12 protein-coding genes and 1 pseudogene are annotated in these 17,041 nt (G+C 62.8%); 11 read left to right on the top strand and 2 right to left on the bottom strand.

Features of this window, described 5'->3' with window-relative positions; all coding sequences use genetic code 11:
• Positions 1-22 precede the first annotated feature (22 nt).
• The 7 genes and pseudogenes from V1290_RS07330 to V1290_RS07300 all read left to right on the top strand — a co-directional run.
• On the top strand, positions 23-259 hold the full coding sequence (locus V1290_RS07330; RefSeq protein ID WP_334363757.1) for a DUF1127 domain-containing protein: 237 nt from the start codon (positions 23-25) through the stop codon (positions 257-259).
• A 256-nt stretch (positions 260-515) separates the two neighbouring features.
• Positions 516-3,593, top strand: a complete 3,078-nt coding sequence (locus V1290_RS07325) for an autotransporter outer membrane beta-barrel domain-containing protein (protein WP_334363756.1) — start codon at positions 516-518, stop codon at positions 3,591-3,593.
• Positions 3,580-3,774 (top strand): DUF1127 domain-containing protein, encoded by a 195-nt coding sequence (locus V1290_RS07320; RefSeq protein WP_442894971.1) that lies wholly within the window; start codon positions 3,580-3,582, stop codon positions 3,772-3,774. The genes V1290_RS07325 and V1290_RS07320 overlap by 14 nt, the downstream gene beginning before the upstream one ends.
• Before the next feature lie 233 nt (positions 3,775-4,007).
• Positions 4,008-7,097, top strand: a complete 3,090-nt coding sequence (locus tag V1290_RS07315; protein ID WP_334363754.1) for an autotransporter outer membrane beta-barrel domain-containing protein — start codon at positions 4,008-4,010, stop codon at positions 7,095-7,097.
• Between the two features lie 144 nt (positions 7,098-7,241).
• Complete coding sequence (locus V1290_RS07310; protein ID WP_334363753.1) at positions 7,242-7,697, top strand: hypothetical protein; 456 nt, start codon at positions 7,242-7,244, stop codon at positions 7,695-7,697.
• Positions 7,698-7,725: 28 nt separating this feature from the next.
• Positions 7,726-8,475 (top strand): helix-turn-helix transcriptional regulator, encoded by a 750-nt coding sequence (locus V1290_RS07305; RefSeq protein WP_334363752.1) that lies wholly within the window; start codon positions 7,726-7,728, stop codon positions 8,473-8,475.
• A gap of 121 nt (positions 8,476-8,596) precedes the next feature.
• A pseudogene (locus V1290_RS07300) lies at positions 8,597-9,718 on the top strand (Bcr/CflA family efflux MFS transporter); the annotation flags it as partial.
• Positions 9,719-9,833: 115 nt separating this feature from the next.
• On the opposite strand, the gene V1290_RS07295 reads toward V1290_RS07300, so the two are convergent.
• Both V1290_RS07295 and V1290_RS07290 read right to left on the bottom strand, forming a co-directional pair.
• Positions 9,834-10,259 (bottom strand): universal stress protein, encoded by a 426-nt coding sequence (locus V1290_RS07295; RefSeq protein ID WP_334363751.1) that lies wholly within the window; start codon positions 10,257-10,259, stop codon positions 9,834-9,836.
• 158 nt (positions 10,260-10,417) lie between these two features.
• A complete protein-coding gene (locus V1290_RS07290) occupies positions 10,418-10,972 on the bottom strand; it encodes a SixA phosphatase family protein (protein ID WP_334363750.1) in 555 nt (184 codons plus the stop codon).
• 94 nt (positions 10,973-11,066) lie between these two features.
• On the opposite strand from V1290_RS07290, the gene V1290_RS07285 reads away from it, so the two are divergent.
• The 4 genes from V1290_RS07285 (at position 11,067) to flgK (ending at position 17,040) form a co-directional block, all read left to right on the top strand.
• Positions 11,067-12,551, top strand: coding sequence for an NAD(P)/FAD-dependent oxidoreductase (locus V1290_RS07285; RefSeq protein ID WP_334363749.1), 1,485 nt, complete (start codon positions 11,067-11,069; stop codon positions 12,549-12,551).
• Positions 12,552-12,614: 63 nt separating this feature from the next.
• A complete protein-coding gene (msrB, locus tag V1290_RS07280) occupies positions 12,615-13,115 on the top strand; it encodes a peptide-methionine (R)-S-oxide reductase MsrB (protein WP_334363748.1) in 501 nt (166 codons plus the stop codon).
• Positions 13,116-13,303: 188 nt separating this feature from the next.
• The gene (locus tag V1290_RS07275) at positions 13,304-15,115 is read left to right on the top strand and encodes a flagellar hook-basal body complex protein (protein ID WP_334363747.1); all 1,812 of its coding nucleotides are present in this window, start codon (positions 13,304-13,306) and stop codon (positions 15,113-15,115) included.
• Between the two features lie 44 nt (positions 15,116-15,159).
• Positions 15,160-17,040 carry a flagellar hook-associated protein FlgK gene (gene flgK / locus V1290_RS07270; protein WP_334363746.1) on the top strand — a complete coding sequence of 627 codons (1,881 nt, stop codon included), beginning with the start codon at positions 15,160-15,162 and terminating at the stop codon, positions 17,038-17,040.
• The last annotated feature ends 1 nt before the right edge of the window (position 17,041 follow it).

Genomic DNA, 17,041 nt, shown 5'->3' with positions numbered 1-17,041 from the left:
CGCGAAAGCAAGGAGAAGAACGATGACGACGATATCCCAGACGGCAGGTCAGCCTGCTTCCAGGAAGGGCCCGGTCGGATTTTTCGGCCTGCTCGGACGCTGGGTGAACGCCATCGTTACTCATTTTGCGCACCGCGAGGCCGTCAAAACACTAGGTGAGTTGGATGATCGCGCACTCCGCGACATCGGGGTCGAGCGCAGCCAAATTGAAGCGGCCGTGCGCGGCGTCATCGATCCGATGTACGGGCGAATGATGTGAGACGCGTTCGGCTTCATCGATCTGCAATGCCAACGGCCCGGTCAATCGATCGGGCCGACTTGCGTCGTGCGCCGCTCCGTTGAACCGAGCGAGCCTCCCGGGCGGCGTTCAATGGCGCATGCGTGGCTAAAATATCCCACTACCAGAATAGAATGAAGACCCGTGGCCGTCTCCTAGGTTCGTAGGACGCCGACTTCGTGCGCGATCGGTACGTGAACGATCAACGCAACGGAACCGAGCGAATCTGGAGATGGAAATGACCTTGTTACGCGCAAGCCACCTTATGTTGCGGCACGCCATCGCGCTGGCGCCGCTGGTCGCGCCGATCGCGGCGTTCGATCGCGCTCAGGCGGCATGTGATCCGACGTCGCCGGTCAACAATTCCACCATCACCTGCGCGGGTACCACGACTAACGCCAACGGTACCGACGGTTATGGCACGGATACCGATACCGGCAACACCATCAACGTCGCTTCCGGCGCCTCGGTGACAGGAACGCGCCATGGCCTGACGTTTAGCCGCGGAACCGTCAACAATTCCGGATCCATTGCGGGAGGCTCCAGCGGAATTTTTGGGGCATTGTTAGGGGCTGTAAACAACTCTGGGATTATCTCCGGACTGCGAGTCGGCGTTGAACTGCAAAGCGGCGAGGTGACGAACGCGCAAAGCGGCACCATCACCGGTAGTGATGGTGTTCTGATTGTCGATCAAGCCAAGGTGTCTAATGCGGGCACTATCTCGGGCGGAGGTGCCGGTGTCAGTTTTCTTAGGGACGGCGGAATCGGCGAAATCTCCAACACCGGCACCATCAGGGGCGATATCGACGGTATATCAAGCCTCAAATCTCTTAACGTTGCCAATACAGGCGACATTGTTGGGCTTGCAGCGTTTGGCATTCGGTCTGATGCCGAGGTCAATGTGGCCAACGGGGTTAGCGGCAACATCTCTGGTTTTCACGCTGGCATCGAAGCCGCCACCGTCAGGATCGACAATGCGGGCCGCATTGCAGCGACCGATGCGGCCGGTATCGGCATCAATGCCATCACTAGTGCTACTATCAACAACTTCGCGACAGGCAGGATATTCGGAGGAACATCTGCGATTGCTGTTGTCGACGGCACTATCAATAACGACGGCCTGATCTCATCGTTTGGCCAGACCGTGCGATTTTCCGGTGGTGCCATCAACAACACAGGCACGATTACGGGCGTGGAGGCCATCGGCGGTAGCCCGGACAAGGTGATTAATTCGGGCAACCTCTTCGGTATCACACAAGCGATCAGCAGCGGGAGCGCGGTCGATGTAACCAATTCAAGCACCGGCCTGATCCGCGCGACGATTGCGGGCGGAATCGCGATTAGCGCCGCAGATGCCACGGTGAACAATTCTGGCATCATTTTAGGAAATGACGCCGGCGTCAGCGCCGGCGCCACTAGGGTAAATAATGCAGGCAACATATCGGGCGAGAATGTGAGCGGCAAAGGTATCCGCGCTCAAGCCACCGCGGATGTCATCAATTCCGGCTCCATCTCGGGAGGGAACGCCGGCATCACCGCCTTCACGCGCGCGACTGTGCGAAACGGCGGTATGATCTCCGGCGGTGTGTTCGGCATCGCGGCCGGAAACGGCGGTAATGGCACGATCGACCTCACCAATTCCGGCAGCGTCACCTCGCGCGACATCGCTCTCGCGTCCGGCACCATCAACGTCAACAATTCCGGCAATATCTCCGGCAGCAACAGAGCGATCAGCGCGAACGATATCAATCTCGTCAATTCGGGTGTCATGTCGGGCGGCGAATCCGCCATTCTGGGTGGTAACGTCAACATCGTGAATTTGGGTAGGATCGCCGGAGGTAGATTCGGGATGGACGCGGGAGATTCGATTGTCGCCAACTCCGGCAGCATATCGGGAGCGGAGACCGGCATCTTTGCGGCTAGTGCTGCCATTACCAATTCCGGTACCATCTCGGGCGATATCGGCGTCCGGACAACCTTCACCAAAGGAAGCACCATCGACAATTCCGGTAGCATCGTCGGCACTGGCGGTACCGCAATCAAGCTGACCTCCGCCGCCGACACGCTGACATTGCGGACCGGTTCGCGCATCGTCGGCGTGGTCGACATGGGTTTTGGCGACGACATCGTTAACGTTGCGATCAGCGCGCCCAAAACCCGGGTGTCGTCACTGACGTCAGTGGCGCTTCCAACTTTCATAAATTTCACGGGTGTCCTCAACACCAGCTTCTCCACCGGCAACAACAATCCGGCGGTCTCGGCCGGGACGACGCTCGCAACCCTCGATCCGACCGCGCTGGCGCTGGCCGATCGCGCGGTGATGGATTTCACCGGCGGCGTGTCGTCGCTGGTGCAGGGCCGGCTGAACGGTGCGCCGCCGTCGGCGAACGGATCGATGATGGCGATGGCATACGCGCCGGAGAGCACCGATGCCGGGCGCTTCGTCAAGGCTCCCAGCGCTGCCGGCTGGAGCAACGCTGCGCCGATCACGGTATGGGCCAATAGTTTCGGCGGTCAGCGCACCCAGGACGAGACCAGCGCCACCTTGCGCGCCACCAACACCGCCTGGAGCAGCGCCTTGGGCATCGACCGCAGGGTGCGGCCGGATTGGCTGGTCGGCGCCTTCATCGGCGGCGGCTCGGGACGGCTGTCGGTCGATCTCGGCTCGCAGCATGTCGATACCGATTATTTGTTCGCCGGCGCCTACAGCCGCTTCGAATGGGCCGCTCAGTTCTTCGATTTCACGGTGCAGGGCGGCAGCTCCTCCAACAAGTCGGACCGGCTGGTGTTGAACAACGGTGCTGCGGAGACGGCGAAGGCGCGATACGACGGCTGGTTCATCAGTCCGGAACTGGCCTATGGCATGCGCTACCAGATAGGCAACGGCTATGTGCTGACGCCCACGGCGCGCGTGCGCTATGTCGCGGGCTTCTTCGATGGCTACTCCGAGACGGGTTCGGCGCAGGGGCTGACGGTGGGCAGCCGCACCCTGCAGAATTTCGAGGAGCGCGGCCAACTCGAAGTGTCGAAGACGACGAGCTTCTTCGGCGGCGATCACAGCCTGAAGACCAGTGTCCATGGCGGCGTGATCGCGCAGCAACGCGTCGGCGACACCACCGTCAACACGGTGCTGATCGGGCAGGGGCTTTCGTTCGCGACACCGGGCAAGGGCAGTACGATGGGCGCGGTGTTCGGCGCCGGCTTCGACTACCACACCGCCAAGAACGTCGCTCTGTTCGGCGCCGTGGAAGGCGTTGCGATGTCCGACCAGAGCCGCATCGGGACTGCCAGGGGAGGAATTCGTGTGGCCTTCTGACGGGGGGCAGGCCATCCCGCGCCGGCCATGTGTGATCATTATTAATTTCCCGCGCCGCTACGCCATCCAAACCCTGAGCGAACTGGACGACCGTGCGCTCCGCGACATCGGGATCGAACACAGCCGGATTGAATCGGCCGTGCGCGGCACCGTCGATCCGGATTTCGGGCGCATCATGTGAAGTGCCCGGATTAATCGCTCTGCACATCAAACGGCCCGGTCGATCGACCGGGCCGAAATTGTTTGTCGGATCGCGTACCGCGCAACGCGCGATCACGCAGCGTGGCTAAAATAGCTCACTACCCCGAATAGAAAGGAAGCGGGTCGTCATCTCCCAGGTTCGTAGGACGCGGACTTCGTGCGCGATCGGTACCCCAACGATCAGCGCGAAATCGAACGAATCTGGAGATGGAAATGAAATTGTTGGCTCAACCCCATTCTATGCTGCGACACGCAATCGGGCTGGCGCCGTTGATTGCCCTGGCCGCACCGGTGGACCGCGCCGAGGCCGCGTGCGATCCGGCATCGCCGGCCAGCAATGTCACCGTCACCTGTACCGGGACGACGACCAATGCAAATGGCTTTGACGGTTACGGCAGCTTTACCGATAGCGGCAACACCATCAACGTCCTGTCTGGTGGCCTGGTGGCCGGAACCGACATTGGCTTGGTATTTAACGACGGCACGGTTAATAATTTCGGCACTATTGCCGCTACAGCCGGTATCATTGCCGTGGGCCCCGCCACCGTGACGAACTCCGGTACCATATTGGCCGAGGAAGCGGGCATCGCCGCCGGTACTGCCAAAGTAGATAATGCCGGCTCGATATTGGCGACGCGCACAGACGGCGCCGGCATCCTTGCGAATACCTTCGGCGACGTGATCAACAGGTCGACCGGCACCATCTCGGGTGAGGTGCAGGGCATCCGCGCTGTCACCGCCAAGGTGGACAATGCTGGCGCGATAACGGCGACCGGCGTCAGCGGTATCGGCATTAGCGCCACCTTCGCCGATACCATTAATAGGGTTACCGGCACGATTTCGGGTGGGGCGATTGGGATCAATGCCGAAACCGCCCGGGTGAACAATGCCGGCAGTATCTTGGCGCCGGGCACAAACGGTGTCGGCATCGGGATCGGTGCTGCCAATGCCGAGGTAGTCAATACGGGCACAATCTCGGCCAACGCGGACGGTATCGCGGCTGCCACCGCCGTTGTGAACAACTCGGGCGCCATTTCGGGTGGGCTGGCGGGCATCAGGACTTTCACCTTCGCGGATGTGGCTAACGCCGGCACCATTTCGGGCGGATTCGCTGGCATCGACGTCACGACGCTCGCGAACGTAGCGAATGCCGGCACCATCTCAGGCAACAATTTTGGCATTGTCAGTGTCAGTCGCGATGGCGGCAACATCAACGTGACGCGCAACACCGGCATCATTGCGGGTGCTCGTGGAGGCGTTGTCTCCCTCGGTTCCCTGAACGTGAACAACTCCGGCACGATCGCGGGAGCAAGCAGCGCCGCCATCGAGGGTGATACCGCTAGCGTGAACAATGCCGGCCGCGGCACCATCTCGGGTGGGCAGCTCGGCATTTCCGCCCGTGTCGCCAGTGTAGAGAACGCGGGCACCATCGAGGCCACGGCTGTAGACGGCACCGGCATTCGGGGAGGCGACGTCGCCAACGTGGTGAATTCCGGCACCATCTCGGGCGGGAACAGCGGCATCACTGCCTTCACGCGCACGACCGTGAACAACGGCGGCATCATCTCCGGTGGCGTATTCGGCATCGCCGCCGGAAACGGCGGTAATGGCAGGATCGACGTCACCAATTCCGGTAGCATCATCTCGCGCGACATCGCGCTCTCGGCCGGCGTCGTCAACCTCACTAATTCCGGCAATATCTCCGGCAGCAATAGAGCGATCAGCGCGAACAATATCGATCTCGTCAACTCGGGCGCCATGTCTGGCGGCGAATCGGCTGTTTTCGGCGACAACGTCAAGGGCATCAATTCCGGCTCGATTGCGGGAGGCAGGTTCGGTGTGGCGGCACACGCTGCGACCATCACCAATTCCGGCAGCATTTCGGGAGCGCTTAGCGGCATCCTTGTTGACCGGGGCACGATAGCCAATTCCGGCACGGTGTCGGGCGACGTTGGCATCCTTTCCTTTGGTAACGGCAGCACCATCGACAATTCCGGTAGCATCGTCGGCACTGGCGGTACCGCAATCAAGCTGACCTCCGCCGCCGACACGCTGACATTGCGGACCGGTTCGCGCATCGTCGGCGTGGTCGACATGGGTTTTGGCGACGACATCGTTAACGTTGCGATCAGCGCGCCCAAAACCCGGGTGTCGTCACTGACGTCAGTGGCGCTTCCAACTTTCATAAATTTCACGGGTGTCCTCAACACCAGCTTCTCCACCGGCAACAACAATCCGGCGGTCTCGGCCGGGACGACGCTCGCAACCCTCGATCCGACCGCGCTGGCGCTGGCCGATCGCGCGGTGATGGATTTCACCGGCGGCGTGTCGTCGCTGGTGCAGGGCCGGCTGAACGGTGCGCCGCCGTCGGCGAACGGATCGATGATGGCGATGGCATACGCGCCGGAGAGCACCGATGCCGGGCGCTTCGTCAAGGCTCCCAGCGCTGCCGGCTGGAGCAACGCTGCGCCGATCACGGTATGGGCCAATAGTTTCGGCGGTCAGCGCACCCAGGACGAGACCAGCGCCACCTTGCGCGCCACCAACACCGCCTGGAGCAGCGCCTTGGGCATCGACCGCAGGGTGCGGCCGGATTGGCTGGTCGGCGCCTTCATCGGCGGCGGCTCGGGACGGCTGTCGGTCGATCTCGGCTCGCAGCATGTCGATACCGATTATTTGTTCGCCGGCGCCTACAGCCGCTTCGAATGGGCCGCTCAGTTCTTCGATTTCACGGTGCAGGGCGGCAGCTCCTCCAACAAGTCGGACCGGCTGGTGTTGAACAACGGTGCTGCGGAGACGGCGAAGGCGCGATACGACGGCTGGTTCATCAGTCCGGAACTGGCCTATGGCATGCGCTACCAGATAGGCAACGGCTATGTGCTGACGCCCACGGCGCGCGTGCGCTATGTCGCGGGCTTCTTCGATGGCTACTCCGAGACGGGTTCGGCGCAGGGGCTGACGGTGGGCAGCCGCACCCTGCAGAATTTCGAGGAGCGCGGCCAACTCGAAGTGTCGAAGACGACGAGCTTCTTCGGCGGCGATCACAGCCTGAAGACCAGTGTCCATGGCGGCGTGATCGCGCAGCAACGCGTCGGCGACACCACCGTCAACACGGTGCTGATCGGGCAGGGGCTTTCGTTCGCGACACCGGGCAAGGGCAGTACGATGGGCGCGGTGTTCGGCGCCGGCTTCGACTACCACACCGCCAAGAACGTCGCTCTGTTCGGCGCCGTGGAAGGCGTTGCGATGTCCGACCAGAGCCGCATCGGGACTGCCAGGGGTGGCATACGCGTCGCCTTCTGACGGGGGCAGGCCATCCCGCGCCGGTAAGGCGCGATCGTAATGATGCGCCGCGGCACCGCGATTGGCCTGAGCCCCAACAGCCATCCTCCATTCGGAGGATGGCTGTTATTCCCGGCGACCGGATCAATATAATTTGAGGCGACGATGAGCCCGGATCATCGCAAGTACGCAAGCGCGCATCATGACGCCTGCACCGGGAAGCGTTTCGGAATGAACACAGTGTCACATCTGCGGTCGGTCTCCGAAGGCGCTTTCCATAATCAGCAACAGCTCAGTGACCTGATTGGCATCGTTTATGATGCCGCCATTGATCCATCGCTTTGGCAGCGCACCCTCGAAAGGGTCGCCCTTTTTGTCGGCGGCTCCGGCGCCGGACTTTTCTGCAAGGACGTCGGAGTGCCGCACGCCGCGATACCGCACAGCGTTGGCTTTGAGCGGCCGTTGCCCGTTGCCCTCTTTCGACAGATCTATTCGGCTGCGGAGGGGCACTTTCTCGGCGATCTCGAAGTGCCGATTGCCACCACCGATCTGATGCCTTTCGCAGACTATGCTCAGACCGACTTTTATCGACAATGGGCCGAGCCTCAGGGCCCTGGTTGATTTCCTGAGCGCGGTCCTCGACAGGACGGTGATCAGCTCAGCCATCTTCGGAGTGTTCCGCCACAAGCGAAACGGCATGGTCGACGACTACGCGCGCCGACAGATGAGGCTGATCGCCCCGCATATCAGGCGCGCCGTGTTGATCGGGCGGCTGTTCGAGTTCAAGGCGGCGGAGGTGGCGACATTCGTCGATGCGCTCGACGGGCTTGGTGCGGGCATGTATCTCGTCGATGCGGCAGGACGCCTCATTCACGCCAATGCCGCCGGCAACGCCATTCTCGGCACCAGCGACATTCTGAGCTCGGTGGGCGGGCGGCTGGCAGCCAATGATGCGCAGGTCGACCGCGCCTTGCGAGACGTCTTTGCGGCTGCAGGGCAGGGCGATGCGGCGCTCGGCAACAAGGGGATCGCCGTTCCTCTGATCGGAAGCGATGGCGAGCGCTATGTCGCCCATGCCCTGCCGCTGACCTCGGGCGCACGCCGCCGCGCCGGTGTTGTCTATACCGCTGCCGCGGCTTTGTTCGTTCGCAAGGCGGCCTTGGCGGTCTCGTCCGCGCCTCAAGCCATCGGCAGCGCGTTCAAGCTGACGCCGACCGAACTTCGCGTGTTGCTGGCGATCGTCGAAGTCGGCGGTATCCCGGAAGTCGCGATCGCATTTGGCGTTGCCGACACGACGATCAGGACGCATGTCAGCCGCCTGTTCGAAAAGACGGGCACCGCGCGGCAGGCAGATCTCGTCAAGCTCGTCGCCGGCTATGCGACGCCGCTGACCGACTGAGCGCGACGTTCGGTCGGGCCCGGATGTTGATTTGCGAGTTTCTCCGGCATTCGTAGGACGACACCCAACAATCAACTGTTCAAGGTGGCCAGCGTCCCGATCGGCGGAAGGCACGCAAGCCATGAGCATCGAAGTCGTTCTGAGCAAATTGCCTGCGACCGCGCCCAGGCAGCGACCAGCAATAGCGTCCAGGGCAGTGATTTGTGCATTTGCAGCTACGGGAATTCTTTCGACGAATATCTTTCTGCCCTCGCTGTCGGTGATAGCGGCCGATCTGCGCGTTTCCAGCGCGGCCGTCACTTCGACCATTACGGTTTTTCTGGCGATTTTTGCCGTCGGACAGTTGATTGTGGGCCCGTTGTCGGACCGACTTGGACGGCAAATGCCTATCCTGATCGGGCTCTGCATTTTCGTGCTCGGAACGATCTGGTGCGCGTTTGCGGGCGATCTGTTGGGCCTCCTGGTTGGCCGATCGCTGCAAGCTTGCGGCGCATGTACGGCTGCCGTGCTCTCGCGCGCCATCGCCCGGGATCTGTTTGATGGCCAGGCGCTGGCAAAGGTGATGGCATCGATCACGATCGCGACGGCCGCTGCCCCGGGGTTCTCACCGCTCGTGGGCAGTGCGCTTGATCATCTTCTCGGCTGGCGCTCGGAGTTTGCTTTTGTCGCGATCTTCACGATCTGCGCCGGGGCGGCGTATACGATATTCGTCGGCGAAACCAAGATGGCCTCCGACAGTTCCCTGCATCCGCTCGACATTGCCGGTTCCTATCTCGGCCTGCTTCGAGACGCCCGGTTCGTTGCGCCTGCCAGGACTGCAGGTCTCTTGATGGCCGGCCTGTACGCCGTTGTCTCAGGCGCGCCACGCATATTTCTCGAAGGCTTCGGCTTGTCCCCGGTTATGCTGGGTCTGCTGTATGCAGCCGTTGTTTTCCTGGTGTTTGGAGCAGGTATGCTGGCGCCGAGACTTTCGGCACGGTTCGGTTCCTATCATGCGACGCTGGTCGGCCTGGTATCGGTCGTTATAGGAGGTGTCGCGCTGCTTCTCGCGGCTATGGTCGTGAGGAACTCGCTGCTGCTGTTTCTCGTCGCCGCTTCCATCTTTCTGTTCGGGGTGGGGATCGCGAGCCCGCTGTCGAGTGCGGCCGCGCTGTCGCCATTCGGTAGTAAGGCCGGCCTGGCGGCAGCCTTGTTCGGCTTCTCCCAAATGGCTGGGGCGGCATGTGGCGCCTCGCTCACGGCGATCCTCTCCAGCGACCCGGCCATCGGGCTTGGAACCGTGCTGGCGCTGACGTCCCTTCTCGCGCTGGTCCTGCACGGGTGGAAGGGTCACCAGAATCGCGCGGTACTCAGGTGGCCTAATGGCGGACCACCAGCACCGAGCACTTGGCATAGCGCACCACATGGCCGGCGTTGGAGCCGAGAAAATAGGTCCGCATCGCCGGCCGGTGCGAGGTCATCACGATCAGGTCGGCCTTGACCGCCGCCGCTTCTTCAAGGATCTCGTGATAGATGCCGCCTTTCCGCACTGCGGTGGAAATGCGCGGCGCCTCGATGCCGGATTCCTGCGCCACGATCGCGAGCGCTTCCTCCGAGGTCGCGCGCTGCTGGACGTCAAAATCGGCCGGCACGTATTCCGCCAGCATCACTGGCGTCATCGGCAACACATTGAGCAATCGTACCGAGCCGCTCCAGGTTTGCGACAGCGTTGCGGCGGTCGCGATCGCGGGCTTGGCCAGATCGGTATCAGCCAGATCGATCGGCACGAGAATCGACTTGAACATCTGAGCCTCCCGCTGCAACCCGTCCGGTTCTGATTTGTCAGAACCCGACTCCAGCCCTTTGTTTTGACGCGCTTTCTTTTACGCGAACTTGTTCTTAACTCGCTCGAAAACTGCATCGTGGCGAGTTTAGCACGGGAGAGCCTGGATGTCCGCGCACCTCAATCGTCCAGCGCCTGCTTCAGCAATTTCGGGCTGGTGAAGCGCACCAGCTTGCCGCGGCGGAACGCCACCTCGCTCCAGTCCTCGGTGGCAAAGTCGAGGATCGCCAGTCCCGCGGTCGGCAGATTGTCCTCAAGCGCCTTCTTCGCCGCCGCGTCGCCGCTGCCGGCGAGCATCAGCGCCAGCTCATGCATGCCGGGATTGTGGCCGACCAGCATCAGGCGCGCGGGGTCGGTGACCTCGGCCATGCGGATGATCCGCAGGAGCCGCGTCGGCTCAGCGCCGTAGAGTTCATCGAGCAGTTCGACCTGCGGCTTCGGCGGCCGTTCCCGCACTGCATCCTTAATCGCGTCGCGTGCGATTTCCCAGGTCTGCCGCGCCCGCACCGCGGTCGAAACCAGAACTGCGTCGGGAAAAGGCGGATGCCGGCCGATCCAGGTTCCGATAGCGACGGCATCCCGCCGTCCGCGCTCGTCGAGTCGGCGGTCGTGGTCATGGCCCGAAGGCGCATCGTGTTCGGTCTTGGCGTGACGCAGCAGTATCAAACGGCGCATTGGCGCGATCTCGATTCGGTCTTAGTCTGGACTAATCTACAAGCTCATGTCTGGGACGAGGTGACAAGCGCTGCAGCCGGCCGTAAGAAACGCCATGCCCGAGACTTTCTCAAGTGCGACCAACGGCCCCGACGACGGCCCTTTTCGCTCGCGTCTTTCGTTCGACCTGGATGTCGACATTTGCGTGGTGGGAGCCGGACTTGCCGGTCTTACGGTAGCGCTGGAGGCCGCGCGACGCGGCGCCAGCGTGGCCGTACTCGAAGGCCGGCATGTCGGCTGGAACGCGTCCGGCCATCAACTCGGTACGGTCATGCCGGGCTACAGTCTTCCGATCGGCGACCTGATCGAGCGCGTGGGCATCGAAGACGCGCGCGAATTGTGGGCGCTGTCGAAGGAGGGCGCCGATTACGTTCGCGCCGCCGCAACCGAAGAGGCGATGCCGGGAATTGCGCTCACTGAAGGCGCGCTGGAGGTTTCCAACGTCGATGCCGGCGAGACGCTGATCAGCCGGCTGCAGACGCTGAGCGAGGATTTCGAGACTGAAGTCGAGGGATGGCAGGTCGATCGCGTTCGCGATCAGCTCGGGACGGCACGCTATTTCCACGGCATCTATTATCCGCGCGCGTTCCAGATCGACGGCCGCAAATACATCGATGGCCTTGCCGCGCAGGCAAGGCGGGCAGGCGCGCGCATTTTCGAAGATACCCCGGTCGTCAGCATCGATCCGTCGGGCATTCGCAAGCGCATCGTGACGCCGTCGGCGCGGCTGCGCGCCTCTCATATCGTGCTGGCCGGCAACGTTCATCTCGGCGCCCCGTTACGACGCCTGTCTGAGACGCTGCTGCCGGTCTGGCGCTATGCCGCCGTGACAGAGCCGCTCGGCGAACGGCTCGGCGAGGTGATCGCCTTCAGGGGCTCGGTGGCCGACAGCGACGGCATCGATCATTTCCGAATCATCGACGGCGACCGGCTGATGTGGGCGAGTCCGGAAACCACCTGGGAGGCGCGGCCGCGCCGCTTTGCCCCCCTCATTCAGCGCCGCATTGCCACCATCTTCCCTGCGCTCGGCAAAGTCCCGATATCAGACGTGTTCGGCGGCGCGGTCGGGGTGACCGTGCACGGCATGCCGCAGATCGGCCAGTTGCGCAAAGGGCTGTGGGTTGCCAGCGGCTTCGGACGCCACGGGCTGAACACTTCGGCGATGGCCGGCCAGGTCATCGCGCGCAGCATCCTGTGGGGTGAGGACCGCTGGAAACTGTTCTCGCCATTCGAACTGGTCTGGGCGGGCGGCGCCACCGGCCGCGTAGCCGGCCATTTGATCGGCCTGTGGGGGCGGGGCCATTCCGCGGCGGCGGGCGCGCTGGCCCGTTACCGCGAAGGCGCCCGCGCCCGGGAACGGGTGCGCGAGGCGCGGTTGGCGGAGGCCAACCGGCAGGCCGGAACCAGGCCGCCGCGCCGTCCGCCGGTCGCGCCGCGCTCCGTGCGTCCACAGCCGCCACGGCCGGCAGAGGCCCGGGACGGCGGGATGTCGGTCGTTCCCTCGCAGGAAAGTGAGAAGATCCGGGACGGATCGGTGTAACTTCGGCGCTTCCGGGCCGTACTTGATGGCGAACCGTTAGGCCCGCCTCGCACGGAGAATTCCATGTTCGACCGCCGTTTCCTGCTCGCATCCGTAGCCGGCCTGTTTGGCCTGGCCGCTTTCCGCTGGCTGCGCACCACGCCAGCGCAGGCCGCCGGGAAATTCGAGGTGGAAAAGACCGACGCCGAATGGCGTGCCCAGCTCACGCCACAGCAGTATGAAATCCTGCGCAAGCACGGCACCGAGCGGCCGGGCTCGAGCCCGCTTCTGAAGGAAAAGCGCAAGGGCATCTTCGCCTGCGCCGGTTGCGATCTGCCGCTGTTCTCCTCGGAAACCAAATACGACAGCGGCACCGGCTGGCCGAGCTTCTGGCAGCCGCTCGACAATGCCCTGGGCAAGACCGAGGACCGCACTTACGGCATACTGCGCACCGAGGTGCATTGCCGCCGCTGCGGCGGCCATCTCGGACACGTCTTCGATGACGGGCCAAAACCGACCGGCTTGCGCTATTGCATCGACGGGTTTGCTCTGGTGTTCCACCCGGCGGGGCCGTCGGCTTCGTAACGGCTACCACTCGGCAATTGTTGCCCGCCCGGCAAATGTGCCCCGGTCTTTGGACCGGGGCTTTTTTCTTAAGACGTTGATTTATATTGGTTTTGTTGTTTGGCACAACGCTTGCGACATCTTCTCCCGACGCGGCCTGGGTTTACGTGGACCGGCGAGCCGCCCGGATCGAATTTGGAGAAAATGTCATGGGTATCTTCGGCGCTCTCACCACCGCGGTCGGCGGCCTCCGCGCCAACTCCTACGCATTGGAAAACGTCTCGGGCAATATCGCCAACTCGCAGACCACGGCGTTCAAGCGCGTCGACACCTCCTTCCTCGATCTGATTCCGCAGACCTCAGCGACCGCACAACTCGCGGGCGGCGTGACCACGCAATCCCGCTCCACCAACTCGGTGCAGGGCGACGTGCAGACGGCCTCGGTGGCGACCTTCATGGCGATCAACGGCAACGGCTTTTTTGCGGTGCAAAAGCCTGGCAACTTCACCGACGGCACGCCGGTGTTCGACGGCGTCGACCGCTATACCCGCCGCGGCGACTTCCAGCTCGACAAAAGCGGCTATCTCGTCAACGGCGCCGGCTATTACCTGCAGGGTGTGCCAATCGACCCGACCACCGGCAACCCGTCCGGCAGTTCGCCGCAGGTTCTCCGATTCCAGAACGACTTCTTGCCGGCGCAGCAAACCACCAGGATCGACTATCGCGCCAACCTCGCCAGCTATCCGCTGACGACCAAGCACGACGTCTCCGTTCCCGGATCGGAATTGATCGTGCCCGGATCATACAGTGCCGGACATAATCCGCTGGCGCTCGGCACGCCTATGGCGCCCTATACCGACGCCTCCAGGAGTGGCACCACCCAGAACAACAAAGCGACGCCGTCGGTTGCGAACACGGCCGCGACCCTGCTCAGCGGCGCGGCCGGCACCAACTCGATCTCCACCAACTTCGTCGCGGGCGACACCATCACGGTCAACGGCCAAACCCTCACCTTCATGGCGTCGGGCACCGCCGCCGGCCCCAACCAGATCAACGTCGACGACAGCATCGGCACCTTGCTGGGCAAGATCGACGTGCTCCAGGGAACGTCAGTCGCATCCACAATCAGCGGCGGCTCGATCACGCTGCATTCCGGCACCTCCTTCAATCTCTCGGTCTCAAGTTCAAACAGCACGGCTTGGGCCGCGCTCGGCTTTACCGGCACCGTGACGGCGACGCGCGGCGGCGGCGGCGGCGTCGGCACCGGTCAGGTCGTCGGCAACGACAATTCGACGTTCCTCGCCGAGTCGATCGCGGGTGGTGCGGTTACGACCTACGACGTCTCGGGCGCTCCGGTGAACCTGCAGTTCCGTTGGGCCAAGGTCGACAGCGCCTCGCTCGGTGCGGGCCATACCGACACCTGGAACCTGTTCTACCAGGTCAATCCCAACGCAACCGGCACTCAGGTCGCGTGGCAAAACGTCAACACCAATTTCACCTTCTCTGCCTCAGGCCAGATGACGCCGGCGATCCCTTCGATCGAGCTCACCAATGCCGTCGTCAACGGCGTCGCGCTGGGCAGTCCCGTCATCAACTTCGGCACCGGCGGTGTCACCCAGTTCGCGGACGCCAACGGCAACGTGCAGGTCAACCAGATCCAGCAGGACGGCTTCCCGGCCGGCCAGTTGCAATCCGTCGGCGTCGGCACCAACGGCCGCATCGTCGGCAACTATTCCAACGGCCGCAACCTCGACCTTGCCGAAATCTCGGTCGCGACGTTCAACGGCACCAATTTCCTCAAGCGCGTTAACGGCGGCGCATTCGAAGTCACCGACGCATCCGGACAGGCGCTGTTCGGCAAGGCCGGAACCATCGTCGGCTCGTCGCTGGAAGGATCCAACACCGACATCGCCGACGAGTTTACCAAGCTGATCGTCACTCAGCAGGCGTACTCGGCCAACACCAAGGTCATCACGACTTCCAACACGATGGTGCAGGATCTCCTGAACGTGCTGCGATAGTTCGATGCGCCATTCGCGACGCGATTTGAGATGGGCAATTAGTCATGGGTTTGAGTCAAGCTCTCTCCACCGCAATGTCCGGCCTGCGCGCGACGCAAGCTGCGATCTCGCTGGTCGGATCGAACGTCGCCAACGCGGAAACGCCCGGTTACGTCAGGAAATCGATCATCCAGTCCGCCGGCGTGACCGGCGATTACGGCTCGAGCGTCCTGCTCCACGGCGTCGACCGGCAGCTCGATCAGTATCTGCAGACGCAACTGCGCACGGAAACCTCCGGCGCAGCCTACGCCGATATCCGCTCGACCTACCTTCAAAATTTGCAGAACGTCTACGGAAATCCGGCTGAAACCGGCACCATCGAAGATGCGTTCAACAAGCTGTTGACCGCATTTCAGGGCCTGTCCACCAGCCCGGACTCGCAGTCGGCGCGGATCGGCGCCGTCAGCGCCGCGCAGACGATGGCGCAAACGCTCAATGCGGCGACGCAGGGGATCCAGGCTCTGCGCGCCAACGCCGAGATGGGCATCAACGATTCCATCATTACGGCGAACAACGCGATGGCCCAGATCGCGTTCATCAACAATCAGCTCCAGAACAACGGCAAAACGGACGCGGCGACGGCATCGCTGCTGGATCAGCGCGATCAATACATCACCCAGTTGTCGAGCCTGATGGACATCAGAACGGTCGTCAACGACCTCAACCAGGTGACGGTGTTCACGAACTCCGGCGTGCAACTGGTCGGCACCGAGGCGGCGCAGCTTTCGTTCAATCCCCAGGGCACGGTGACGCCCAACACGCTGTACAATCCCGACCCGACCAAGAACAACGTCGGCACCATCACCATCAACTTCCCGCACGGCGGCAGCTACGATCTGGTTTCGACCAATTCGATTCGTTCGGGCAAGATCGCTGCCTATCTCGAGCTGCGCGACAACACGCTGGTGAAGGCGCAGGCGCAGATCGACCAGTTCGCGGCGGCGATGTCGAGCGCGCTGTCGGACAAGACGACCGCAGGCACTGCCGCTCCCGCGTCCGTCCTGCCGCAGGCCGGCTATGATCTCGATCTCACGGGATTGCAGTCAGGCAACGTCGTTCACGTCACCTACAAGGACAACACCACCGGCATCACGCATAATCTCTCGATCGTGCGTGTCGACGATCCGAGCGTGCTGCCGCTGAGCAATACCACAACGCTCGATCCGAACGACGAGGTGCTTGGCATCGATTTTTCCGGCGGTATGGCGTCGGTCGTCTCCCAGCTCAACGCTGCGCTCGGGGCGAGCGATCTGCAGTTCTCAAATCCGTCGGGCTCGACCCTGCGCGTGCTGGACGACGGCGCGCCAAACCGTTCGGACGTGCTGGCGGCATCGGTCACCACGACAATGTCGTCGCTCACCAGCGGCAACCCACAGCTTCCGCTGTTCACGGATAATGGCGGCCTCTTTTCCGGGGCGATCACCGCCAACGGGTCGCAGCAGACGGGTCTCGCCGGCCGCATCAGCGTCAATCTCGGGCTGCTCGGCGATCCCTCGCGTGCCATTGTGTTTTCCACGAGCCCGCTGACGCCTTCGGGCGACACCACGCGATCCGACTTCATTCTCACGCAACTGCAGTCGGGGAATTATCGCTATTCCCCGCAGACCGGTATCGGAACTACCGGCGCTCCGTTCACCGGCACGCTGACAAATTTCGCCAAGCAGTTCATCAGCCAGCAGGGCGAAGCCGCGACCGCGGCCAAGCAACTCGCCGACGGTCAGTCTGTGGTGCTGAACACCCTGCAGAAGAAGGTGACGGATGCCTCCGGCGTCAATATCGACGACGAGATGGCGCATCTGCTTGCGCTGCAGAATGCCTATTCCGCCAACGCGCGCGTGATGTCGTCCATCAAGCAGATGTACGACACGCTGATCCAGGCCATGTGAG

The organism is Bradyrhizobium sp. AZCC 1578 (assembly GCF_036924675.1).
Classification (GTDB): Bacteria; Pseudomonadota; Alphaproteobacteria; order Rhizobiales; family Xanthobacteraceae; genus Bradyrhizobium.
This window is presented reverse-complemented; position numbering and strand designations above follow the sequence as displayed.